Raw genomic sequence first — 24,750 nt, 5'->3', positions numbered from 1 at the left:
TGCATCAAAGCCGTTCGACTGCGTCATACAGAAGCTTGGCGCTTCTGCTCCAAGAATATTGATTGGCACGCGAATATCCCCGGGCAATCATCTCCGAGCGGCGTTCCGGGCTCCCTAGCAACTCCTTGATCGCGCGCACCATTTCTGTCGTGCTGTACGGATCGAAGTAGATCGCAGCGTCTCCGCAGACTTCGATTGCAGGTGCGATGTTCGATGCCAGCACCGGACAGCCAAGCGACATGGCTTCGAGCGGCGGGATGCCAAAGCCCTCATAAAGGCTCGGGAAAAGAAGCGCGCCAGCATTTGCATAAAGCCCAACGACTTCCTCGTCGGAAAGACGACCCGTGAATAACACCCGATTGGACATGGGTTTCTGGTCAGCTTCGCGCCCTTTTTCGCTTGCCTGGAAAACGCTGGACGCGGCGGCGCCAACGATGACGAAAGGCGGAGCATCTTTCCCCATCAGCCCAACGGCCTCGATTGCTTTCAGCAGGTTTTTGTTTGGTGTGGGTGATCCGACAAAGAGCAGATAATGACTTGCCTCAAGGTTCAGCCGCTGGAGAATGGAGTGATCGCCAGAAATCTCTGACAGGTGTTCACAGCTGTTATTGATGACGGGTACATCCATCGCCCCTATGGTAGCGGCAAGTTCCTGACGGGAGAACTTCGACACGGTCGCTATCTGTCCTCGGCGGGCAAGAATTCGCCCCAGATTTCTATGCACCAGCCGATAGCTACGGGAGAAATTCTCAGGAGTGCGGAAAATCATGGCATCGTGGATGACGGTCAAGCTGCGCGGGTGAAGAACAGGTCCACTGTTACAGAGATTGACCAGCCTTCCCTCGCGAGCATGCGCGTAGAGTTTTGTCTGTTCCCAAAAATGACCGGGAGCCCCGCCGATCTTGCTACGCTGAATAGATGAAAGCTTGAGGTCTTCAGCCGCACCATCTGGCGTCAGCAATATCCATTCCTCACCGGTACCAAGGTCGCCGATATACAGGTCTAGTGCAGTCACGATTTCTCGCGCAAAGCGCTGCACGCCGCTGGTCTTCTGAGTAAGGAACCGGCCGTTGATGAAATTGATCATGCAAGGACCCGGAATGCAGGCGACTGTTTTTCCACGATCTTGCGATAAAGCGCCAGAAGCTGATCGCTGGTTCGATCACTGGTGTAGCGCGCCATGAAGCGTCTATGGCCCGCTTCACCAAGCTTCGACCATTCCTGTTGGTCTCGCGACGTGATGGCGCGGGCGAGCGCCTCGTGATCTCCCGCAGGAAACAGCACCCCCGTCTCTCCGTCTTTCACGACCGACTGAAGCCCACCAACCGCCGACGCAATCACCGGCTTCGACGACCGCATCGCCTCCAGCGCAACGAGCCCAAAACCCTCCCAACGGGAGGGCATTGCAACGACATCGCAGGCGTGGAGGTACGCCGTTATCTCCTGCGGGGATTTCCATCCCAAAAGCTCGACATTGTCCGGAAGTGTCTTCGCCAGATCGTTTTTCGTCGTAACGTGTGCGCCAATGATTTTGAAAGTGGCCTGCTTGCCAAGATCAGTCGCGGCCCGCAAGAGGATGTCGACGCCTTTCTGTTTATCGAGCCTGCCGATGAACAGAACCTTGGTTCGACTGTCATTCCAATCGACAGGCTGAAATTGCGGGCGCATAGGAGATATGCCGTTTTCGATGACTACCATCCGATCTGCCGGAATGCCTATATTCTGCCCCCGACCGTACTCGTGCTGCGAAATCGCGACGATACTATCGCACAGGGGAGAAAGAGCTAGTTCCGCCCACTGCGCAGGCAGTTTCAAAGGTCCAAGCGTTTCCATGTCGAAAACCCAGCCATGCGGGCAATAGACGATTGGAGGAAAATCTTTCGTGACTGCCCCTAAAATCCTGGCAAGTGCCCCTGCAAAAGTGGAATGCGCGTGGATGATATCGGGCTTGAAACGCCTTACTTCACTTCGAATCTTGGATGCGAGAGCTGGGAGCGCACGGTATCGGCTCGATCTCTTGAAGGTCGCGATAGAATCCAGTGGAACGTTCTTGAGGTGTCCGACATGGGTAGCAGGAACAATTGTCCGGATGTTTTCCTGTCCGAAAAGATCGATCTGAAACGGGACGGTTTCGTTGAAATATGTCGCGGGGCCTCCGGGCATAGTCTCGAAAACGTGCAAAATGCGCATATTATTCACCCTGTCACAGCGTCAGACGTCATCCGGCTACGTGTGACGGGAACTTTCGCCGAAAATTATTAAGCAAATCAAAGGGGAAAATACGCCTTTGTCGTTTATCATCTCCTAACAAAATAGTTTCACTTCATCAACGAAGGCCCTAATCTTGTGACGACAATGACTAAATTGGTTATCGTCCAAGGAAAACGCCTGATATTGTTGCTTTCCACATGACGGATTCAACATATTTAAATGGTCTCGGACGATAGAATGTAGCGAGCAAATATGCGCATCCCCGTAGGCAAAGGAAACCAGCTTGAAGATCTGCATCGTATCGCAGACTTTTGCTCCTCAAGAGGAGGGTGGCGCTGAGATATCTGCGCGCATGGGTGCCTTACATCTGGGAAAAAGACATGACGTGACTGTTCTTGCACTGGGCAAGGACGGGGACCCGCTGGTTCCGCCGGGCGAAACACGACTGGCAGGTGGAATAAGGGTCGTTCGTCTTCCATGGAGCAACTCCTACCTGCCCACATCCCGCAAGCCATCGATAAACATCGTTCAAAGAGCGAAATGGCATCTGAAAACGGCACTTGGCGCTGTTTGCAAAACAACACTTTCAAACTTCCTCAAGCGCGAGAATTTCGATCTCATCTATGCGCAGAACTCTGCCTTCATGCAGCCAGCGCTGTTTCAGGCCTCTGAAGAAACTGGTATCCCGATCTGTCTTCATCTCCGCGATTACGCGCTTCTCTGTCCCAAAACGAGTATGTTTCGACGTGGCGACAACTGCGAGAAACAGTGTTTCGATTGCAGCCTGTTGACCCGTCGCATGACGTCGACGGGGGCGGGTATGACCGCAATCGCGGTGAGTGATGCACTAAGGCGACGTTTTCTCGAAAACGATATGCTGACGGAAGCTCATTGGCACGTCATGCACAACACCAATACAGCTGCGGATTATTTCGACAAATCTTTACTGCACCGGAAGAAGCCTGCAAGCTTCGCTTTCACCTTCGCTTATCTGGGTGCCGTCGCCGAAGAAAAAGGGTTGAAAGAACTCATCTACGCCTTCACTGCACTGCCCGCAAAACACGGCGCACGTCTGGTCATCGCAGGCAGAGGACGTGCATGTGACGAAACGCATCTGAAAAGCATTGCAAAAGACGCAAATATAGAGTTTCGCGGCTTCGTGCCGCCGCAGGAGATTTATCGCATCGCCGACGCCGTGGTCGTGCCCTCCCGTTGGCATGAGCCACAAAGCCGCGTTCTTATCGAAGCGCCGATGCATGGCGTTCCGGTAATCGGCAGTAATCGCGGCGGTACACCTGAAATTCTCCGCAATAGTGAAACCGGCTGGTGCTACGATCCGGACGAAAAAGGCGCACTGGGACAGTTGCTGAACAAAGCACTGGAGATTGGCCAGCATGAGTGGTGGGCAAGGCGCAACGAACTGTTTCCTGGAATAAGATCCTTCAAGGGCACGTCTGAGGAATCGGATTACTATACGAAGCTGGAGGATATCCTCCTCACAGCCGCCGGCCAGCAGCGGGCCAAAATATTCGCTTAGAGTATCCGTTTAGATCAAGCAAAGCGGCCCGCTGCATTTAGGGCGCGGCCAGCCACTCAATATGGCTAATGTATTCTTAAGCTATTAAGCCTAAGCTTGGTCATTACGTAATTGAGCCTGAAGTATTCCCTTGAGGCGAGTGCTTTTTGTATCCGTCTCCGGATCGTTCAAATCGAGCGAGAGGCTCTTCTGAACGATTATGAAGCCAAGCATTTGAAAAAGGTTTGGAAATGTCCGATCTGGCTTGGCTCATCCTCATCATCGGCTGGCTGGTTTTTCTCATCTATTATATCGGTTCGTTTTTCAAATGGGGCGTGCTGACGCTCTCTTCCTATTTCTGGATCCGCTACAACGTTCTGCCGATCCTCGTAATGCCACCTTTTGCATCGCATGAGCGCAATATAGAGGCCGTTGGAGACGCGCTTTATGCGATCCGTCAGCACATCAACGAAGCCTTCTATCTTTCCGTCATCGGCGCCGTTTTTCTGATCGTCGGGATGGGGTTGGCGACATTCAGCTCAGGCAAAAGCGTCGCTTTCACGTTCATAGAAAAGGGCTATTCCTTCTGGCAAACGAAGACGGGAGCATGGATTTCACTGATCGTCATCCTTATCGCTACCATGGGCCTCGTTGCCTTGGGGGTAAGACCGTTTCAGGGGAGACAATTCTCCTTCGAAAACACCTCATTACGCCCCGCTATCAATCTATATTCGGTCATTCTGCCGACGATTACGCTCAGCCTGCTGGTTTACGGCTTCTCGCATAATCGCTTTTTCTTTGTCATGGGCTTCATGTGCAGCGGGCTCGGCCTGATGATAGGTACGCGCGGGGCCAGCATCGAAACGCTTTTCGCTTTCGTGGTCTGCCTCATCATCGCCTACCGATATCGCAATATCGCGATGTTTGCGCTGTCCTGCGCCGGCTTCATCGTGGTGGCCATTGCCATCGGCATCTTGCGCTCGACTGCGGATGGTGAAGCGGCACCGGATTTGTGGCAAACACTGACCTACCAGATATTCTATGGCAACAATTTCTCGGATTTCCGAGACTACGCCTGGATATTGAGCGGCTTCAAAGGGCAGTTCTATCATGGCATGACGTATCTGGCGGGCTACATGGCGCTTGTGCCCTCAGTCATCAGCGAGTTCCGAAACGACTACAGGACGGGCATCATCACCACGACACTGGCGGGTCTAGACCCCGAATTCCATGCTGGCCTGCGCCCGACACTGTTTGGCGAAGCCTATCTGAACTTCGGCGTTCCCGGCATCATTTTTGCAGCCCTACTGTTCGGATACTACTTTGGAAAGCTGCACATGTGGGTGCATACGGATCTGCCGAGAAACCGGCTCGGTCTGAGGCGCGTTGCCTGCGGCTACATCGCCTTCCTCTTCATGTTCAATACCGTCTTCACGCCCGGCTTTTACTACGTATACGTCGTCATCGCCTGGCTGACCGGTGGCATCATTCTGTCCTGGCTCCTGTCACCTGTGGCAAACCCTTCGCAAAGGATCGCGCAAGCGCCTCCGGCCCGGTGAGCGACTACATCAAGTCACTTGATAGCAGATGTTGAATTGAACCTTCCCCGCGGATTCTTGCGCCAGAACTGACCAAGCCATGCGTCTGTAGACGGCGGGCGGAACGCGCCGAATCCGGATGTTGGCGAGAACGTCATCTCTCCGAAGATCGGTCCAGACGGTTTGTCGTAGAAATCGATACGGACGAATTCGAACCCCTGTGCCAAAGTTCTCGCAGCGGCCAGTATCTCATCCAGATGCGGCGGTCGCGGCAGCTCCCCCTCTTCCATGGGGTAATAGTGTCCGAATGAAAGCTTTTTCCAGTTTTCATCGTAAAAGCAGCGGCGATGATCGCTAAAGCGAGCGGTATCGATCTGAATGCACGGAATATCGTCTTCGAAGCAGAACAGTTTGTAATCAACCGGCGCTTCGCCATCATCCCCGATAAATGGCTCGATGAAAATTTCCGGCTCTATATGATTGTACCACTCTTCCGCCAGTCGCCAGGCCGTTCGTCCGCGCAGCCAGGCATCGCACTTCTCCTTTGCGCCCACCAGATCGTCCGGGCCATAGACGAAGATGTTCCTGTCCGATCCATGGTTGACCTTGATGACGTAAGGGAACGGCAGTTCAGGGCAGTCATCCAGGTTCTTACCCCGCCATAGAGTCGGTGTAACCCATCTATCGCCCAATAACTGTGCCACATGGGCTTTGACCGCCAGCTTGTCGCTCAGCACGATGAGCCTGGGATCGGATGAGGGTTCGCGCCATTTTATTTTCCGGGCGACGATGTTCTCGTTGAGCGTTTTTGGATTATCGATATTCGGCCAAAGTCGATGATACCGGTAATATTGAAGCTGTGTCGCCTGCTTGATCGGCAGGGCGTTGATCGTAGCGTGATAAATCTTCTTGAGCGTCTGCTTCACGAAGCCGCGCTGCGGCTGCCCAACTGCCATGTCTTTCCCCTGCCCAATAGTCAGTCGTACCGGTTTGCTGCACCGGATATCTCACAATGTCTTCGACGCCTTCCAGAGCATGGTCGCCGATATGGTTGCGGTCACAAGCGCTGTAAAGAAAGCCGACAATCCAGCCCCCATGAACCCGAATGCATTAATCAGCACAAAGCTCATGGCCACCGACAGGACGACGCTGGAGAGATTGACGAAGGCGTAATGGCCGTCCTTGTGGAGACTGTTCAATCCAAAGCCCATGAGATCGGTGCATGAACGCACGACTGCGGTTAAAAGCAGCAGTGCAAAAATGCCCTGATGCTCTCCCAGTGCAGGCATGTTCATCAAATTCACGAGGATATTGCCGCTGACGAATATCGCTATGCCCAAAGACAGCGCCACTGCCGCCGTCTTTGCGAATTGCCGCGTCATCACCGCCCGCCACTGGGTCATGGAACCGTCTGCCGAGGCCTTGAACAACATGGGTATGGCGACCTGCAACACCGCCGTGGAAATCAATGTCTGTAAGGCATTCGCCAGAGACCAGTAGAATGTATAAACGCCGGTGAGTGATAGACTGAGCAGTATCGAGACGATGTAACGATCCGCGTAGACCAGCCCGACATTGCTCATGTCGCTGATGTGAATGAGCCACGAGCGGCGCATTCTGCTCTTGATCCAGTCGAGCTGGACAGGCGCCTTCATGATCCGCTGGAAAGGCCACTGCCTTACGAAGTAGACCAGACCGGCGAACATGACGATATAGCCGATGCTCCAGGCCGCAAGAACCGTCTCGATATTGCGAAAAGGCTCGAAGATGAGCCCAAGTCCGATGACGGGTAATATCCAGGACGACGTTCGCAGGAAAAACAGGATGTTGGCGGCGTTCGACATTTCCTGCGCGATCAGGGGAACGTGAATGTCGCAGGATATGGTCTCCATCCAGACGATCAGCAAAATGAGAAGATAAAGCGGAATGATCGGATGATCGAACCCATAGGATGCCGCCAGCAAGATGAGGGTTGCAATCGCAAGTGACGTTACGGTCACCAGCAACCGTGTCTTCATATAGACGCCGGCGACGCTGGTCGGTCTTCCGCTGACGTCGCGAGACATGAAGTAATTCAGGCCCCACCCGAGAATGGCTGGTGCGGCGTTGACCACACCAAGCGCCAAACCATAGATACCGGCCGCTTCCAGCCCCATGAACTTTACGATGTAAAAGGACAGCGCAAAGCGCAGCACGAGGGTGGAACCGCGCAAACCCATGTTGAACAGGACGCCGAGACCACCACGGGAAAGAGTACGCTGAAGGAACGGGATGCGGATCGCGGCCCTGTTTGTGTCGTCTGCCAAAATGGACCTCAGTATTGAAGACCGGAATGGTTCATCCGAACCACGCGCGCTTGGTCGAGACCATGCTTCTCAAGGGCGATGAGCGCAAGAACCACGTTTCCGGCATCCTCCTCATGCTGAACCAGAACCACTTCATCCATATGCTTGTGAAAGTCCGATGCATTCGAAACCCGTCCAGCGATGCCGCCATCGACCACGACCAGATCAAACGCCTGCCCGTCTTCATCGACAGGCTCGTCATCCGACCAGACTGTTGAACTCAGCCCACCGGCTGGCGCAAAGCTCAAAAGAGACATCGCTTCGAATTCAAAAAAAGCTGACTGTGTTTGGACAGCATCTTCACCGGTCGAGGTCTCAGGCACCAGCAGTTTCGTCAATACGCGTTCATTCGGCACACCATCCACCAGCAAAACACGCCGCCCCAGACGGGCAGCGGCGGCAGCCAGGTTGAAGGAGACATGTGACGAACGATTTTTCGGTCCGGTCGAAACGATCAGCACGCGATTGTCAGCACCGGGCGGCAGGGCTGACGTCAGCAGTCGCGCCAATCCCGCATAATCCTCGTTCGCAGGAGCAATCAGCGCATCGCTGTCGCTTTTCCGTATGAGCGGAGTGATATCGCGGGGCGATACAGCGTTGCCCGCTATTCTCAGCGGCTCTCCACCACTGGCAATAGGCCGCGAGGGAATGTCTACAGAAGAGGCCGGGGCCGTCCCGCCAGTCTGCGGCAAGCGATTGCCGAACTGATCACGAAGCAGAATGACACCTGCGGCAAGGATGGCTCCGAAGATGCCCGCACCTGCCAGAATAAGGCCGCGTGAAGGTCCTGCCTTGCGCAGGGGTGGTTCAGCGGCGGATATGATCGTCGGGTTTTCGCTGGATGCACCCTGTTGCTCGGAGAGCTGACGCGTGCGCAAAAGGAAAGATTCATAGACTGCCCGGTCGCTATCCAGCTTGCGTTGGAGTTCCCGCAGCTGCACCATCGTCTGCTCTTCGCTGTTGAGGTCACTCTTCAGCCGGTCGGCATTGCTTCCCAACAAGGTCAGCTGGTTTTTCAATCGCTCGAGATTCCGTGCGTTAGCGGTAGAAAAATTACGCAGTTGTTCATCGAGAATATTGGCGAGCGATTGTGTCCGCGCCCTTGCGGCCTGAAGGCTCGGGTGCTGCGCGCCCAGGGAGCGGGCAAGCACCGCTTCCTCCTCCTGGCTCTGCTGATAGCGGGCCCTGAGAGAAATGATGGCAGGCGTCAGAGAGGTGTCGGGAATCGAGCGGAGATATTGGCGATCGGTGCGTGCCCGCGTCAGCTCCGCAACCAGAGCCTCATTCTCCGCTATGGTGCCGGAAAGGCGCGTAATTTCCGCATTCGCGTCTGCGATCTGCTGTTCGCTGTCTGGTCTTCCGGCGATATCCGCCAGATTATGTTGCGCCCGATAGGCCTGAACCGCACGATCACCATCCTCAACAGCTTTCCGTAGCTGGTCGAGCTGCGAGGCGAGGCCTCCACTGGTCCGCCTCAGAACATCTGTGTTCATCTCCGTGCGCACCTGGATATAGGTATTGGAGAGAACGTTGGCGAGTTGTGCTGCGCGTTGCGGGTCTTCGGAGCGCGCCGTGACGTTGAGGACGAAGCTTTTACCCACGACGGCGACCGATATCACTTTCCGCAAAGTGTCGACGGCCAGTTGGACGCGGCTGCCGTGGTCCGAATATCCCGGCTCTGCGGCCCCGAACTGGGGATCATCGAAAAGCTTCTCGCTTTCGACGACACGCGTCAGCACCTCGTTCGATGTCAGAATATATTGCTGATTGAGAACGTGCGCATCGACCTGGCGCGGCTGCCCGGGCAAATCGCTTTCCAGAACACGGGAGCCTTCAGGATCGAGCAGGATTTGTGCGGTCGAGGTATAATAGTTAGGAATGAGCAGTGACACGCCGAAAGCGAGAAGGGCGAAAACAATTGCAGCGCCTATGATCTTGATGGCATTTCGCCAAAGAAGAACGATCAGCCGCAGAAGATTTTCCGGACCATGCACCGGTTCGCGGTACGGTGCGTCGTTCATCACTGCCTCACTCGTCGCCATATCAGTCCACCGGCCTATCTACTCACTACCCGAAACAGGCGAGGAACTGGTGAAGCATGGATGACCACCACCGCTCGCAACGAAGAGAGGTGCAAGTTTGATTGATAATCGCCTGAGTATAGTAGCGGTCAAACCAGACACTCTCCGAGATCATTCTAGAGTGTGACGTGTTAACATACCGTTTGCCGCGACTTTTCTTGCTCAATCCGCAACAATATCGCGCTAACCGCGAGACCTGCCACAGGACCAGATTTTTCTGTACTCATTAGGAGACATGGAAAAAGCGCGCGAAAAACTTCTCCGCAACGATTCTTCGCTCGCAAAACCGCATCGCGTCGCAACGCTCTTCATCGGCAGTGTCGTATCCGCCAGGATCGATCTGGCGATCTCGGTGCGGAGCCGTTCGACTCCACGTGCCGGAGTGGTCCCTGTTTCGCTGGCATATCGTCGGGCAAAGTTTCGTTCGCTCATTCCGCATCGCGCCGCGAGCACCGAAATCGAGAGATTCTGATCCAGATTTTCGATGATCCAGCTATGAAGTTCCGAGAAAACGTCTGAAGCTTGCAGACACAGGACCGCACTGTATTGCGATTGGCCTCCCGACCGCTTCAGATAGATGACGAGATCACGTGCAATCATCAACGCCAGATCGCGACTGAGATCTTCTTCAACAAGTGCGAGACAAAGATCTATACCCGCTGTAACGCCAGCAGAGGTCCAGATAGGCCCGTCCTGAATGAAGATTGGGTCTGCCTCCACTTTCACCCCCGGATAACTGTCAGCGAGTTCGCTGCACCGTTCCCAGTGAGTGACGGCCCGCCGGTCATTCAAGAGGCCGCATGCAGCAGCGAGAAATGCGCCTGAACAAATCGATATGGTGCGCCGTGCCGATTTGGAGCGCTGCTTTATCCAATCCCTTAATCGTTCATCCCCAGCCGCATCATTCACGCCCATACCGCCAGGCAACACGAGTGTGTCCACCGGCGATGAGGTATCCGAAAGTTCTTCGGTCAGAACAGGCAGACCCGCGGAACTCTGTATCGCTCCCCCTTCAAGCGACACCACTTTAAGCCTGTATGGGGGACTTTTACGGTGTCCTTCGTGAGTTCATTGGCACAGGCGAAAACCTGCAACGGCCCGGTAAGATCAAGAATCTGAATATTGGGAAATGCCAGGATTTCTATTGTTCTTTGAGTGCTTGGCAGAATTTGAAGGGTATTTGGCATTTCAGGCATGCAATTCTCTGGGTAACGCTAGGCATTGAACTCAATCGTTCTAATCAACGAAGCCCGCTGAACACAACCAAATTCCATACCCTCCAAGCGCCCTTCCGCTTGCGCCGTAAAAAGCAAGAGACAATGAAACTGCTGCATATCGATTCAAGTATCTCCGGCGAAAAATCCGTCAGTCGCCTTCTCTCCCATGCTGTTGTAGACCACTTCAAGAAGCTGAACCCCGGGCTGATCGTGACCTATCGCGACGTCGTCGCCAATCCCCTCGATCATCTAGCCAACGAACCCGGAAGCGAGGACAGTGATCGGCTTATCTATCTTCATCGTAGGCGGGATGAGGCGTTATCCAGACAAGTCCTCGAAGAATTTCTCGATGCGAACATCATCGTGATCGGTGTCGGTCTCTATAATCTTTCCGTCGCCAGCCAGCTCAAGGCATGGATCGACCGGATCGTCATCCCTGAACAAACCTTCAAATTCAGCGCAGAGGGAGCCGATGGCCTCTGCTCGGACAAGCGCGTTATCCTGGCTGTGGCACGCGGACAATATTATCGACAGTCAGTGTTCTTGGCGCCCACCGAACATGCAGAGGCCTATCTTCGGTCTATTTTTGCATTTCTTGATATAGAAGAAGTAGACGTCGTCGTGGCGGAGGGGCTTGCAACAGGGACCATGCGAAAGCTGGATATCATCAACGACGCGCTTCGTAATATTCGACAGCTCTCCTACGGTGACAAAGTGCTCAATAACGGCGACCTCAAATAAGCCGAGGTGGCGATACCGGCGACTATACTGCCGGTATCGCTTCATTTTTTACACAGCGATTTCCCGACGCTCCCGGTCGGTTATGATCGACAGGTCGAGCACTTTCTGAAGATTTGCAGCGTGGCGGAACGTGGGATCGGGCAGACCGCCACCCATGACAGCCTCAGCAAATTTTTCGTAATTGCTTGGAACGCGCTCCACTTCAATGTCGCGCCAGACTGCTTTTTCCACATCCTCCCCAAGGCATCCTCGCAGGGTAGAATATTCAGGCGTGTGGACGACTTCCAGCGCACCTTTGTCTCCATGGAGGCGAAGTCGCAACTCGTTGAGATGACCGGTTGCCCAACGGCTGGCATGAATGACACCCATCGCGCCGTTTTCGAGTTCAGCGGTCATGGTGAAGCTGTCATTGGCATCGAGATCATAAACGTCGATGCGGTTGCCTTCGTATTTGTCGAAGGTCTTCAGCCTTGTGAAGATGCGCTCCACGTCGCTCCCCGCGCCATAAGATGCAAAATCCAAAATGTGGATGCCGACATCCCCCAGCACGCCATTGGAGCCATGCTTGGTGGAAAGCCGCCACAGCCATTTGCTTTCGGTCATCCAGTCACCCCAGGCCTTCGAAACCAGCCAGCTTTGGAGGTAGGAGGCCTCGAGATGCCGCAACTTGCCGATTCGTCCCTCCTGCACCATCTGTCGGGCGGCTTGAAGTTGGGCGACGTTTCGATAGGTGAGATTGACCATCGCGACCACGCCCGCCCTTTCCGCCGCGTCGGCCATTTCAGCGGCCTTGGCATAGGTTTCCGCCAGCGGTTTTTCGCAGAATACATGCTTGCCCGCGGCGAGCAGTTTCATGCTGGTCGGATGGTGGATGACGTCGGGCGTAACATTCGCCACGGCATCGAACTCACCCCAGGCCAGCGCGTCATCGAGCGATGTGAACGTTAAGGGAATATTGTGTCGGGCAGCGAAAGCGCGAACCACCACCTCATCTACGTCCACAGCAGCAACGAGTTCCACACCGGAAATTTCAGAGAAGTAGGTAGCATGGGTATTTGCCATGCCACCGGTTCCGAGGATAAGGAGTTTCATGTCTATTACCTGTAACCTGCTTCGCCAGCCTTGTGCAGTTTAGGACCACGTTCCTCGATGGGCTCGGGTGCCTCATTGACCGGAACGTTGGGCGCGTCGTGAATGCTCTTCAACGCTTCGGACGGATTATAGGCCCACTTCACCGCATTACCGATGACCTTCTGGACATTGGCGTCGTGGTAGGTCGGATATGTTTCGTGTCCGGGACGGAAGTAGAAGATATTACCAGCGCCGCGACGCCATGTCAGACCGGAGCGGAAGACTTCGCCGCCCTGAAACCAGGAAATGAAAACCGTTTCTAACGGTTCGGGGACAGAAAACTGCTCCCCGTACATCTCCTCGTTCTCAAGCTCGAAATATTCCGGCAGACCGGCAGCGATTGGGTGACGGGGATTGATCGTCCAGATGCGTTCACGTTCTCCGGCTTCCCGCCATTTCAGGGCGCAGGGCGTTCCCATCAAGCGCTTGAACGGCTTGGAAAAATGACCCGAGTGCAGGACGATAAGACCCATGCCCTCCCAGACGCGCTTCGCCACACGCTCAACGATCTCGTCCTCAACAGCGCCATGATCCTTGTGGCCCCACCATACGAGAACATCGGTCTGCTCCAGACGGGCCTCGGAAAGACCATGCTCCGGCTCCTGAAGCGTCGCCGTGGTAGCGTTGATCCCAGGCACATTGTTCAGCGCGTCGGCGATAGTGTTGTGCATTCCATTCGGGTGAATTGAGCGCACCGTTTCATTGATATGCTCATGAATATTCTCGCCCCATACGACGGTATTGATTGTCATGATGTACTCCCTGCTGATCCGACACGCTCTTCACGCGTGGATGAAATCAAAGCTGTTCAGGCTGCGCCAGATATTTCCGGCGCACGAGAGGGCAAAGCCAGTCCGGTCGATACGATGAATGTGCATGCGCGACGGGAACGACCACACAGGAACGGCGTCTTCGCAAAAAAGTTCACTAACACCTCCAACGAGTTAGAGTTTCGTACGCCCTCCAAAGATATATAGGGGGATACAAATTGAGAGCGGCTCATGAATGAACAGGAGCGACGGATGACCGGATTACGAGGCTCGTCTGAAGCTGATGAGTCCGCACTTTTTGCTTCTTCTCGATGAGGCCGATCAGCAGTTCCATTGCCGTGCGCCCGATCTCCAGACGAGGCTGGTGCACCGTCGTCAACGGCGGATAAAAGGCTTCCGCGAGAATGATATCGTCGAATCCGACTACGGAAATGTCGTCTGGCACCCTAACACCAGCGCGTCTCAGCTCGCCTACTGCACCGATGGCCATCTGGTCGCTTGACGCAAAAATCGCAGTAAACGGCTTCTTCCGCGCCATGAGTTCCACCGTTGCGCGTTGTCCCGCCGCGATGCTGTAATCGCCAGCGGCAACGAGTTCCGAACAGTAGGTTATGCCGGATGCCTCCAGAGCAAGCCGATAACCTTTGAGGCGCTCCACGGCAAGATAGTCACTCATCGGACCGCTGATGTGAGCGATGTTGCGGTGCCCTTGAGACACGAGATATCGAATGGCTTCTTCGGCTGCAGCAACATTGTCGATGCTCACCATTGGCAAACTGGGTTCAGGCAACGCCTCGCACGCAACGACGATGGGAGTCTGCTTGAGATCAGGCAAACGATCGAGCGGAATCGCTCCGACCATTAAAATGATACCGTCGGCCTGACGCTGTTGCACCATGTCGATATAGCTTTTGACGCGCGTGGCATCGTCATTGGCATCCGCCATCAGCACTTTGTATCCAGCCTCGCTTGCGGCAGCCTCTACGCCCTTGAAAATCTCCAGATAAAACGGATTGGAAATATTACGGACAAGCAGGATGACCGTTCGCGTCGATTGTTGGCGAAACGAGCGGGCCTGAGCATTAGGAATGAAGTTATTCTCTTCCACCACGCTCAAAACTTTCCGCAAGGTTTCCTTATTGACCATCGCTGGCTTCTGAAGTGCACGCGACACCGTAGCGGCTGAGACCCCCGCCAGTTTTGCTATCTCATGAATGGATTTTTTGGTTGTCATCGCCAATCACTAAATCACTGCTTCCGTTTGCGCCCCGCGTCATCGCCAAATTAAGGAGCAATTCTGGATAGTCCAATATCAAAATCGGGCTGCTTGGCCTGAGCGGAATTTTGAACGCTGGTCCAAGTTCACCTGGCAATTATGGTTTCAGGAAAATCCAGAAATATTATTATTTTTCAAATGACTATCTCCAGAAAATCAAAACACTGCGTTCTTCACAACTTCCCTTGAGCGCCTGAGGCGAGCCGCCCGTAGGCGACCCACCATTATTATCAACGTGATAGCTTCACCCATGAGGAAGTGCGGCTGGATTCGACAGCGGCCTCGATGAAAACCAGACCTTCGATGCCATCGCGAATGGTTGGATAAACCACGTCCTTTGCAGGCTTATCCCCTGTTCTTGCCGCAATGATTGCATCCGCCGCTTCACGATAGATCGTGGCAAATCCTTCAAGATATCCTTCAGGATGACCGGATGGAACGCGGCTGACGCGGTTTGCTCCGGCACCCGCACCTGCTCCATTGCGTGTTATGGTCTGTCGGAGCTTTCCAAACGGCGTGAATTGAAGTTCGTTGACGGAGCGGTGGTGCCATTCAAGCCCGCCCTTATCGCCGTAGACGCGCAGGGACAGTTCGTTCTCGTTACCGACCGCGATCTGGCTTGCCCACAACATGCCCTTGGCACCGCTGCCATAGCGCAACAGAATATTGGCACTGTCATCCAGACGACGCCCCGGAACAAACGAGGTCAAGTCAGCCAGAAGCTCCGCAGGGGTCTCGCCGGTCACGAATGCAGCAGCATTGAAAGCATGTGTGCCAATATCACCGATTGCACCACCAGCACCCGATCGCGCCGGGTCGGTTCGCCATTCGGCACCTTTCGCACCGGTGTTTTCGACAGCTTCCGTCAACCAGTCCTGCGCATACTCGACCTGAACGTGGCGCAGCTTTCCGATCTCTCCAGCAGCGATCATTTCCCGCATCTGGCGCAACATCGGATAACCGGTGTAGTTGTGGGTCAGGATGAAAAGGCGACCGGATTTCCTCACCGCCTCCTCGAGTGCCAACGCCTCCTCAAGGCTTGCGGTAACCGGCTTGTCGCAGATGACGTGAATACCGGCTTCAAGAAATGCCTTGGACGGCGCGAAATGCAGATGGTTCGGCGTCACGATTGCCACGGCCTCAATACCGTCCTCGCGCCCAGCCTCAGCCTTCGCCATATCCGCAAAACTTGCGTAAGAGCGATCCTGAGCAATGCCGAGCTCAAGCGCAGAAGCATTGGCGCGATCCCTGTCGGAAGACAGGGCGCCCGCAACAAGCTTGTACCGGTCATCCAGACGCGCTGCCATACGGTGGACGGCACCGATGAACGCACCCTGCCCTCCACCTACCATTCCAAGTCGAATGCGACGTCCTTCATATTTACGGGTCATATCATCTCTCCTCAAAGACCAAGCAAACGACGGTTGGCAGCCTCGTCCACCCCGCTTTTTGCAAAGTCATCAAAAGCGCGTTCTGTTACACGGATGATATGATTGTTTATGAAGTCGACGCCTTCCTGCGCGCCGTCCTCGGGATGCTTGAGAGCGCACTCCCATTCCAGTACCGCCCATCCATCGAAATCGTATTGAGCGAGTTTCGAAAACACCGCACCGAAATCGACGTGACCATCGCCAAGCGAACGGAAACGACCTGGGCGATCCACCCACCCCTGATATCCGCCATAAACCCCGGAACGACCAGTCGGATTGAACTCCGCATCCTTAACGTGGAAGGCGCGAATCCGTTCGTGATAGATATCGATGAAGTCGAGGTAATCCATCGCCTGAAGAACGAAGTGGGATGGGTCATACAGAATGTTTGCACGGGGGTGATTGCCGACTTCGGCAAGGAAGCGTTCGAATGTAATGCCGTCATGCAGATCCTCACCGGGATGCAGTTCGAAGCAGGCATCGACCCCGTTCTCCTCGAAAACGTCGAGGATGGGCTTCCATCTTTTGCCTAGTTCGGAAAATGCCTGTTCGATCAAGCCAGCCGGACGCTGCGGCCAGGGATAGACGAAGGGCCAGGCAAGTGCGCCGGAAAAGGTCGCATGGCTTTTAAGGCCGAGATGACGTGACGCTTTTGCTGCGTATTTCAGTTGATTGACAGCCCATTCCTGCCGGGCTTTCGGATTACCACGTACAGCCTGCGGCGCGAAACCATCGAACATCTCATCGTAGGCAGGATGCACGGCTACGAGCTGACCCTGAATATGCGTGGAAAGCTCGGTGATCTCCACGCCTTTTTCAGCCAGACGCCCCTTGATCTCATCGCAGTAATCTTTTGAACCGGCGGCCTTTTCTAGATCGAAGAAGGAAGGATCGGTCGGGACCTGAATGCCTTTATAGCCAAGAGATGCGGCCCAGCCAGCAAGATTATCGAGCGTATCGAATGGCGCTTCCGCACCAATGAACTGGGCAAGGAAAATACCGGGGCCTTTAAGCGTCTTCATCAAAGCTTCCTTTCGTTATGCCCATTCGCGGGAGGTATAGGATCTTGGGCGCGAACCGGCAGTTCCGTTTCAGTTATGTGTTTCGCGGCCGCTACCCATTTGGGGATTCAGCGGCCGCGACAAGTGACTCATACTCGCAACTTCTTTTGGCGGCCGTAGAGCAGCATCAACGTCAGCAATGTGCATCCGAAGATGATCTGGCGTGCCCAAACGTCAAGATTAAGGGTTATCAAAACACTTTGTAGGATCGTCAGCGCCACCGCGCCTGCCATGGTACCGATGTAACCACCGGCCCCTCCAGCAAGGGAGGTGCCGCCTATGACCACGGCGATAATGGACGGCAGCACATATTGATCGCCGACCGAAATGAACGAGGTGCCTGTGTAACCAATGACGCAGACACCGGTAAGACCGGCAAACAGGCCGGAAAAGCCGTAAAGCAGCGTGCGAATAAGCGGAACCGGCAGACCGACGAGCGTTGCCGCACGCTCATTGGAGCCGATGGCATAGATGGCGAAGCCAAATGCGGTCCGCCGCAACACGAAGAGCATGATCAAGGCGATCAACAGCCATACGAACAGAACACCCGGAATCCCAAAGAACAGTGGGCGGTTGACGAAAGCGGCAAGCATCGGTGCTGCTGCGCCCGAAGGCACGCCCTGCGAATATACGATCAGCCCACCCTGGATAACCGCCGTCATGCCGAGCGTCATCACAAGCGGCGGGATACGCACAAAGGTAACGCCAACGCCATTGATCAGACCGATCAAAAACGGCACGGCTCCAGCAACGAGAATCGCCAGTGGAATGCCACCATTCTGCCCATCCATCATGTTGCCTGCGAGCACGGCGCCCAGCGAAATCATGGACCCGACAGACAGGTCGATACCTTCGCGGCCACCGAGAATCACAAGGTTCTGGCCGGCGGCGACGATGCCGAGAATCGCGGCGACGGTCAGAAGCTTTACGATCTGCGTGCCCTGCGCAAAGCCGGGGGACAATATTTCACCAACAATGAGCAGAACGACAGAGGCAGCTATGGCGAGGGTCAGGGGATCGGAAGCGAGCGTCATAAAACGCGATGTCATATTCTTCATGATCAGCGCCTCGTCACAAACACGCCGCCAGCAAGCGCGGTCAGCACAATCAGTCCGTGAACCAGTGTCTGGTATTCAAAGGGAAGACCCGCGAAAAAGATCACATTGCCGATCATTCCAAGAACCAGCGCGCCGACGATAGACCCGGTAGAACTGCCGAAGCCGCCGGATAGGGCGGTGCCACCAAGGACGACCGCCGAGATGGAAGACAGGGCAAGGCTCGCCCCGAGAAGAGGATCTCCAGATGCGGTCTCACCTGTAAGGCAAAGTGCGGCAAGCGCTGAAAACAGGCCCGAAATGATATAGGAGCCGATGCGGATGCCTCCCAAGCGCAAACCCGTCTGGAAAGCGCCGGTCCGGTTACCGCCGACGGCAAGCAGGTGGGAATGGAAAGGAATGCGCGCTACCACAAGCGTAAATATGATGCCCGCTACCAAAACCCAGGCAACGAAGGGAACTCCAAGAATACTCTCGGAATAGGTCTGCCAATAGGCTTCTGGAACGGGAAGCCCAGCCTGCGGCATGACCCAGATCGCGATTCCGGCGAAAATAATGCCAGTTGCGAAGGTCGTCACGATTGGCTGAAACCGCAAACCGGAAATGAATATCCCGTTCACCAGACCACAGATCGCACCCACCAGCACTCCGGCGCCCATGCCGAGGAAAAGCGAGGCAACAGAGCCTCCGAGCATGTCGATGATCGTTACCGTCACGACATTGGCAAGCGCGACGATACTTCCGACGGACAGGTCGATGTCGCCTGCGAGGATCACATAGGTCTGGCCAATGGCAACGAGGATCAACGGCAGGAATGTCGTGAGGTTGGATTGCAGCACGCTGGGTTGAATGAAGCTGGGCTGCAGAACCGTGTTCACCACGATCAGCACCAGAAGAACAAAGATGGTAATCAGCCAGGGCTGACGCCTCAACAGGACTAGGGACGTCATGCGGCATCTCCGTAGGCTGCGCGCGTCATGCTGACTGCATTCATGTCGGCCCCGGTCAACTCAGCGGAAATGCGGCCACCGTTGAACACCAGAACGCGGTCGGCATATTCGAGAATCTCTGAATCCTCGGAAGAATAGAAAATAATGGTTGCTCCTGCCTCCGCCTGCTGGCGCATGAGCGCGAACAGATCGGCCTTGGCCCCAAGATCGATACCCTTTGTGGGATCGTCCAACAGAAGAAGCTTCGGTGCCGTGGCCAGCCAGCGGGAGATGAAGATTTTTTGCTGATTTCCGCCCGACAGGGTTCCGATTGGAACATCCAGTCCAGCGAACTTCGTCTTCATATCCTTCGCAACCTTATCGACGCGAGGCCGCAGGGTAGATGGATTGATAAGCCTCATGTTTTCTCGCACCGTCAGCGCAGCGACGAGGTTTTCGAAAATGGAACGCCCCGGAAAGGCAGCGTCGCGCCCGCGGTCGCCCGACACATAGGCAAAACCATTGGCCACGGCGTTCGCCGGACGACGTATGTCCATTCGCTTGCCCTCAAACTCAAGGGTTCCCGCGATGAACGGAGTAGAGCCGAACAGGCCCCTCAACAAAGCGGACTGCCCCTGACCTTGCAGACCTGCAAGGCCGAGAATTTCCCCTGCATAGGCATCGAATGTAACGCCACGCACCGCGCTGCTGATCGCATCGTTGACACGCAGGCTCGGTGTCTGGCGTAAAGTAACGGCAGACTTTGGAGCGGCGGCCCGAACATCTCCGACCATGCTATGGACAACGGCCTCCCGAGTGGTCGAAGCTGTATCCATTTCAGAGATCGTTGAGCCGTTGCGCATCACCGTTACACGGTCGCACACGGCAAAGACCTCATCAAGGCGGTGAGAAATCATGATGGTGGAAATACCCTCGGCCTTCTTGGCCTGAAGCACCTCGAAGAAGCGCTGCGATTGACGACCGTCAAGAGCCGCTGTCGCCTCGTCCATAATCATCAAACGAGCATTCTGCGCAAAGACCTTCAGGATTTCGACGATCTGGCGCTGGTCGGGGGGAAGGTCGCTGACGACGGCATCGGCTACCAAACCGTCTCCGGCCACGCCATCGAACAATGAAATCAACAGTTCAGCACGTGTGTTCAGCGCAGCGCGATCAACAAAAGGACCACGCCGCGGCTCACGGCCAAGGAAAATATTGTCCGCGACGGAGAGTTGCGGAATAAGGCTCAGTTCTTGGTAAAAAAGTGCGATGCCAGCACGCTCCGCGTCACGCGGACTGCCGAAGCGCACCTCTTTGCCTTCAAAGCGAATCGAACCGGTAGTAGGCACGACCGCACCCGCGATGATCTTGCAAAGTGTGCTCTTGCCGCAGCCGTTGGCGCCGAGCAGAGCATGGATTTCGCCCTTGCCCACGGTAAGGCGACCATCGACTAGCGCACGCACGGCGCCAAAATTTTTTGTGATTCCAGCCGCCTCCAAAGCATGAGCCATGGCGTGCCTCCGAGAGATTTCTTTATTTCCTGGCGCGAAAATTCGCTGCGGTTGAGACGCGGGCGGGCGCGAAGCGCCGACCCGCGATGATCGATGTCAATTTTGGATTATTTGAAGAATTCTGCAGCCTTCTCAGGGCTGACGGTTGCGGTAACTGACCAGTAACCCGGCTTTCCTTCCGCATTCTTCAGGTTATCAGCGACGTTGTTACTGTCGACGAAGGGAATAGGGATGTAAATGGCGTTACCGTAGGTACCGCCAAAGATACCGTCCTTGAATTCCTTGCCCTGAAGCTTCAGGACAGCGACATTCAATGCGCTTGCCATTACGCCGGGAGGATTGACCGATGCAGCTGAGTTGAACTTTTCAGCTGCCCAACGGGTCATGAAATCCTTGCGAATTTCGCCAGTCGCAGCAATGTCCTTGGTCTTGCCAGCAGCCTCGATTGCACGCCATGCACCATCGGCCATGCCGTCCTGAACCCAGACCCCATTGATGGCCGGGTAGGTTGCGAGCAGGTTTTGCATGGTCTGCTGACCTTGCGCCTGATCCCAACCCGCATTGGCTTCGTTCAAGATCTTGATGTCGGGGTATTTCTCAAAAACTTGCTTGTAGCCTGCAACGCGTGCTTCATTTGCAGGGTTGCCAGCAATACCGTTGATCGCAACGACGTTACCCTTGCCCTTAAGCGTATCTGCGAGCCACTGCGCTGACTGCGCGGCCCATGCCTTCTGGTCGATGCCGACATAGATGGCGTCCTTGGAAGAAACTTCGGCATCGGTTGCGATGACGAGGATGTCGCGTGCCTTGGCCTGCTTGAAAACCGGATCAAAAGCCGTTGGGCTGTTCGGATTGATCAGGATCGCATTGACGCCCTGGTTGATGAAGTTGCGGACATGGCCAATCTGGCCCTGAACGTCCACGTTTCCACTCTGAACGACGACTTCGACCTTTACGCCCTTCTCACCCCAGGCAGCGGCTGCGGCCTGAGCCTCCTCGATCATCTGAGTGCGCCATTCGCTTCCTGCGAAACCATTGGACAGGCCGATCTTGTAGGTCTGCTCCTGTGCATTCGCAGTCACGGCGATACTCGACGCGAGTACCATCGCAGCAGTTAGGAATTTATACATGAGTGCTCCTCCAGCATCATTCCGGTTATGTAACCGGTTACAATATATTATTGAAACCGGTTATATCGAGCTGTCAAGACCATTCGGTTTTCCTGACAGAACATCCGACTAATGAAAATGATTGCCCTCAAACGCCGCGCAGGTCGCAGCATGTCTCCATGCGATCCGGCAGGTAAGGCTCCTCCTGCCCACCTGCTCGAACGTTAGCAGCCATCAACCGGCTCTTCAACGCGTGTTAGCGTAACGGAAATCACGATTTTTAGATGCGGTGTTCGGTTGGGAACCGGGGATGCTGGTCGCGCACGCTTATTTCGCCCTGACGTCTGCATGAAGACCGGACCAGGAGCTTGATAAAGTATCGCCAACGAAAAAAGCCTGCCGCGGGAGGAGGTGCGGCAGGCTTTAAACTTGATCGACAACTGGGAGGAGGAGTGTTGCCGATCCACATCTCGCGACGCTGGGAGGAGGAGTGCGTCGCTTCGATGATTTAAATATAGCTCGATTTCCGATTTTTAACAGAGCAGCTCTCGCAGAGCAGCATTGCGTCAAACGCATACCTGCTGTACTGGTGCCGCGTTTTTAATCATCCAAGAGAGTTATTCGTCTCTATGGACCTGGAAGCCAGCGAACGACTGGTTCACCGGCATCACTTCAATGCTATTGATATTGATGTGCTTCGGCTGAGACGCCACCCAGTGAATGGTGTTGGCAATATCTTCAGGCAAGATCGGGTGCACACCCTTGTAAAGTGTGTTCGAAGCTTCCTGATTGCCGCCGGTGCGAACCAGGGTGAATTCCGTCTCGCACATTCCCGGTTCGATAGACGTCACACGGACGCCTTTCCCGTGCATGTCCGACCGAAGCCCGAGCGAAAACTGCCGGAGAAATGCTTTTGTACCCGCATACACATTACCACCCGCGTATGGCCAATGCGCCGCGACCGAGGAAAGATTGATCACGATCCCGCGGCGCTCGATGAGTACCGGCAGAAGATGATGTGTCACGTTCAACAGGCCGGTGATGTTGGTGTTGACCATGGTGTGCCAATCCTTAAGCGGCACCTGTGGCGCTGGCGCTGTTCCGAGCGCCAGACCGGCATTATTGACCAGTATGTCGATGTCCTTGAACCCCGCAGGAAGACTTGAAAAAGCCTCATGCATCGCGGCTTCATCGGTAATATCGAAGATCAGGCCATGAAACGCTTCGCCAATTTCGCTCTTGAGATCTTCCAACCGGTCCGCCCTTCGACCAGTGCCAACGACCTTCCAGCCGTTCTGCGCGAAAAGTTTCGCGGTTGCCAATCCAAATCCTGACGTCGCGCCGGTAATGAGAATTGTTCCGGTCATTGTGAAGTCTCCCATATTAATCGATCTTCAGAAGCTTTGCGGCCGCAATCGAAAGGCATTCCCTGAACGCCGTGAGATCAGTGTAAAGCTCAGCCGCAGCCGCGTCTCTCACGACGACGATACCGCCTCGACGAAGGATGCCACCATGTAGCATCAGATTGTCGACCATATCGAAGTTCTCGACGGACAACCCATCCGGTCCACGATGGCGTCCGCCTTCGTCCACCGCGATGGCTCCACCATAATGCTTTGATATGCGGGTGAAATGATCTGCCGCAACATTCGTGTAAGCAAAGACGGCCTTGCCCTGGGCACACATAAACCCAAGTTCGAAGCTCGTGCCGGTATCTGCCGCAATCCCCCTGAAAGGCGTAAGATTGGCGATAATCGCGTCCGCTTGCAGCATCATGCCTTCATCGACGGCATTGATGTTGCAGCCATGACCGATCTTCGTATCTGCCGCAGGAATTTCGAGATCACCGGGTGAAAGCGGTATGAAACCCGCCTCGCGGGTCAGTTGCGCTTTCGCATCCAGAACTTCACGGGCGTTCGGGAGAAAGACCTCCGGCCCGGCTAAATAGATTTTTTTGGTCATTGATGATTTGGAATATTTGAGCAAAACATTGAAGGAATACCGTAAAACGTAGTCACCAGCGATAGCAAGCCCAGCCGGGCGAAAATCGGGTATGCTATTTCTTTGCCATGCGGTATAGCCGGGACTGAAAAGTCATACCGGAGTTCACCATGCCAGCTACGATCCGTTTTCATGAAGGGGATATTTCCCAGAGTGACGTTGCGCGTTACAAAGGCGCTATCGCGATCGACACCGAGACGCTGGGACTGGTGCCTCGACGCGACCGCCTCTGCGTTGTGCAGCTATCACCGGGAGATGGCTCTGCGGACGTCATCCGCATCGCAGCCGGACAGACACAAGCCCCCAATCTGGTGGCTATGCTGGAAGACCCCACCCGACAGAAGATTTTCCATTATGGACGGTTCGATATCGCGGTTCTGTTCCACACGTTCGGAGTGACGACCACTCCAGTATTCTGTACGAAGATCGCGTCACGTCTTTCCCGTACTTACACCGATCGGCATGGACTGAAAGACAATCTCAAGGAAATGCTTGAGGTGGATATTTCAAAAGCGCAACAATCATCCGATTGGGCTGCGGAAACGCTTTCGCCCGCGCAGCTGGAATATGCAGCCTCTGACGTCCTTCATCTTCATGCGCTGCGTGAAAAGCTGACCCAGCGATTGATCCGTGATGGCCGTCTGGACCACGCAACTGCGTGCTTCGAATTTTTGCCGACGCGCGCCAAGCTGGATTTGTTAGGCTGGGACGACACAGACATTTTCGCTCATAGTTAACGGATACTTAGCGAAACATTAATCTTTCCCGATCATGCTTGTGGTTATTACCTTCGCTTCGATAGGACTTAATCGTCATCGCACAGCTGGG

Annotated in this window: 20 protein-coding genes and 1 pseudogene; 4 read left to right on the top strand and 17 right to left on the bottom strand. The window is 54.8% G+C overall.

The window, feature by feature from the left end; all coding sequences use genetic code 11:
* Positions 1 to 4 precede the first annotated feature (4 nt).
* A complete protein-coding gene (locus G6L28_RS19510; RefSeq protein ID WP_174065674.1) occupies positions 5 to 1,087 on the bottom strand; it encodes a glycosyltransferase family 4 protein in 1,083 nt (360 codons plus the stop codon).
* Positions 1,084 to 2,190 carry a glycosyltransferase family 4 protein gene (locus G6L28_RS19505; protein ID WP_174065672.1) on the bottom strand — a complete coding sequence of 369 codons (1,107 nt, stop codon included), beginning with the start codon at positions 2,188 to 2,190 and terminating at the stop codon, positions 1,084 to 1,086. The genes G6L28_RS19510 and G6L28_RS19505 overlap by 4 nt, the downstream gene beginning before the upstream one ends.
* Positions 2,191 to 2,494: 304 nt before the next feature.
* Between G6L28_RS19505 and G6L28_RS19500 the strand changes: the two genes are divergently transcribed.
* Both G6L28_RS19500 and G6L28_RS19495 read left to right on the top strand, forming a co-directional pair.
* On the top strand, positions 2,495 to 3,748 hold the full coding sequence (locus G6L28_RS19500) for a glycosyltransferase (RefSeq protein ID WP_174065670.1): 1,254 nt from the start codon (positions 2,495 to 2,497) through the stop codon (positions 3,746 to 3,748).
* A gap of 230 nt (positions 3,749 to 3,978) precedes the next feature.
* Complete coding sequence (locus tag G6L28_RS19495) at positions 3,979 to 5,286, top strand: O-antigen polymerase (protein ID WP_174065668.1); 1,308 nt, start codon at positions 3,979 to 3,981, stop codon at positions 5,284 to 5,286.
* Positions 5,287 to 5,300: 14 nt separating this feature from the next.
* On the opposite strand, the gene G6L28_RS19490 is transcribed toward G6L28_RS19495, so the two are convergent.
* The 4 genes and pseudogenes from G6L28_RS19490 to G6L28_RS19475 all read right to left on the bottom strand — a co-directional run bounded on the left by G6L28_RS19490 (position 5,301) and on the right by G6L28_RS19475 (position 10,878).
* Positions 5,301 to 6,221, bottom strand: a complete 921-nt coding sequence (locus G6L28_RS19490; protein ID WP_174065666.1) for an ATP-grasp fold amidoligase family protein — start codon at positions 6,219 to 6,221, stop codon at positions 5,301 to 5,303.
* Positions 6,222 to 6,272: 51 nt separating this feature from the next.
* Entirely contained in the window at positions 6,273 to 7,571 is a 1,299-nt protein-coding gene (locus G6L28_RS19485; RefSeq protein WP_174065664.1) for a lipopolysaccharide biosynthesis protein, read from the bottom strand.
* An 8-nt stretch (positions 7,572 to 7,579) separates the two neighbouring features.
* Positions 7,580 to 9,631, bottom strand: a complete 2,052-nt coding sequence (locus tag G6L28_RS19480; protein WP_174065662.1) for an exopolysaccharide transport family protein — start codon at positions 9,629 to 9,631, stop codon at positions 7,580 to 7,582.
* Positions 9,632 to 9,874: 243 nt separating this feature from the next.
* Positions 9,875 to 10,878, bottom strand: a pseudogene (locus G6L28_RS19475) (GlxA family transcriptional regulator).
* Between the two features lie 132 nt (positions 10,879 to 11,010).
* Between G6L28_RS19475 and G6L28_RS19470 the strand changes: the two are divergent.
* Positions 11,011 to 11,649, top strand: a complete 639-nt coding sequence (locus tag G6L28_RS19470) for an FMN-dependent NADH-azoreductase (protein WP_174065661.1) — start codon at positions 11,011 to 11,013, stop codon at positions 11,647 to 11,649.
* A gap of 48 nt (positions 11,650 to 11,697) precedes the next feature.
* Here G6L28_RS19470 and G6L28_RS19465 read toward each other — a convergent pair whose 3' ends face one another.
* The 11 genes from G6L28_RS19465 to G6L28_RS19415 form a co-directional block, all read right to left on the bottom strand.
* Positions 11,698 to 12,741, bottom strand: a complete 1,044-nt coding sequence (locus G6L28_RS19465) for a Gfo/Idh/MocA family protein (RefSeq protein ID WP_174065660.1) — start codon at positions 12,739 to 12,741, stop codon at positions 11,698 to 11,700.
* A 5-nt stretch (positions 12,742 to 12,746) separates the two neighbouring features.
* Complete coding sequence (locus tag G6L28_RS19460) at positions 12,747 to 13,532, bottom strand: ThuA domain-containing protein (protein ID WP_174065658.1); 786 nt, start codon at positions 13,530 to 13,532, stop codon at positions 12,747 to 12,749.
* A gap of 247 nt (positions 13,533 to 13,779) precedes the next feature.
* The gene (locus G6L28_RS19455; RefSeq protein ID WP_174065657.1) at positions 13,780 to 14,784 is read right to left on the bottom strand and encodes a LacI family DNA-binding transcriptional regulator; all 1,005 of its coding nucleotides are present in this window, start codon (positions 14,782 to 14,784) and stop codon (positions 13,780 to 13,782) included.
* 272 nt (positions 14,785 to 15,056) lie between these two features.
* The gene (locus G6L28_RS19450; protein WP_174065656.1) at positions 15,057 to 16,217 is read right to left on the bottom strand and encodes a Gfo/Idh/MocA family protein; all 1,161 of its coding nucleotides are present in this window, start codon (positions 16,215 to 16,217) and stop codon (positions 15,057 to 15,059) included.
* Positions 16,218 to 16,228: 11 nt separating this feature from the next.
* Complete coding sequence (locus G6L28_RS19445; RefSeq protein ID WP_174065654.1) at positions 16,229 to 17,278, bottom strand: sugar phosphate isomerase/epimerase family protein; 1,050 nt, start codon at positions 17,276 to 17,278, stop codon at positions 16,229 to 16,231.
* Positions 17,279 to 17,406: 128 nt separating this feature from the next.
* Complete coding sequence (locus tag G6L28_RS19440) at positions 17,407 to 18,375, bottom strand: ABC transporter permease (RefSeq protein WP_234902653.1); 969 nt, start codon at positions 18,373 to 18,375, stop codon at positions 17,407 to 17,409.
* A 2-nt stretch (positions 18,376 to 18,377) separates the two neighbouring features.
* Positions 18,378 to 19,322 (bottom strand): ABC transporter permease, encoded by a 945-nt coding sequence (locus tag G6L28_RS19435; protein ID WP_174065653.1) that lies wholly within the window; start codon positions 19,320 to 19,322, stop codon positions 18,378 to 18,380.
* Positions 19,319 to 20,812, bottom strand: coding sequence for a sugar ABC transporter ATP-binding protein (locus G6L28_RS19430; RefSeq protein ID WP_174065652.1), 1,494 nt, complete (start codon positions 20,810 to 20,812; stop codon positions 19,319 to 19,321). The genes G6L28_RS19435 and G6L28_RS19430 overlap by 4 nt, the downstream gene beginning before the upstream one ends.
* Positions 20,813 to 20,919: 107 nt before the next feature.
* Positions 20,920 to 21,942 (bottom strand): substrate-binding domain-containing protein, encoded by a 1,023-nt coding sequence (locus tag G6L28_RS19425; RefSeq protein ID WP_174065651.1) that lies wholly within the window; start codon positions 21,940 to 21,942, stop codon positions 20,920 to 20,922.
* Between the two features lie 596 nt (positions 21,943 to 22,538).
* Entirely contained in the window at positions 22,539 to 23,288 is a 750-nt protein-coding gene (locus tag G6L28_RS19420) for an SDR family oxidoreductase (protein WP_174065648.1), read from the bottom strand.
* A gap of 16 nt (positions 23,289 to 23,304) precedes the next feature.
* On the bottom strand, positions 23,305 to 23,883 hold the full coding sequence (locus tag G6L28_RS19415) for a nucleoside 2-deoxyribosyltransferase (RefSeq protein WP_174065647.1): 579 nt from the start codon (positions 23,881 to 23,883) through the stop codon (positions 23,305 to 23,307).
* 149 nt (positions 23,884 to 24,032) lie between these two features.
* On the opposite strand from G6L28_RS19415, the gene G6L28_RS19410 reads away from it, so the two are divergent.
* Positions 24,033 to 24,659 carry a ribonuclease D gene (locus G6L28_RS19410; RefSeq protein ID WP_174065646.1) on the top strand — a complete coding sequence of 209 codons (627 nt, stop codon included), beginning with the start codon at positions 24,033 to 24,035 and terminating at the stop codon, positions 24,657 to 24,659.
* Positions 24,660 to 24,750: the final 91 nt, after the last annotated feature.

Source organism: Agrobacterium larrymoorei (assembly GCF_013322225.1).
GTDB lineage: Bacteria > Pseudomonadota > Alphaproteobacteria > Rhizobiales > Rhizobiaceae > Agrobacterium > Agrobacterium larrymoorei_A.
The sequence above is the reverse complement of the archived record's forward strand: the minus strand, read 5'-3'. Positions and strand labels throughout refer to the sequence as shown.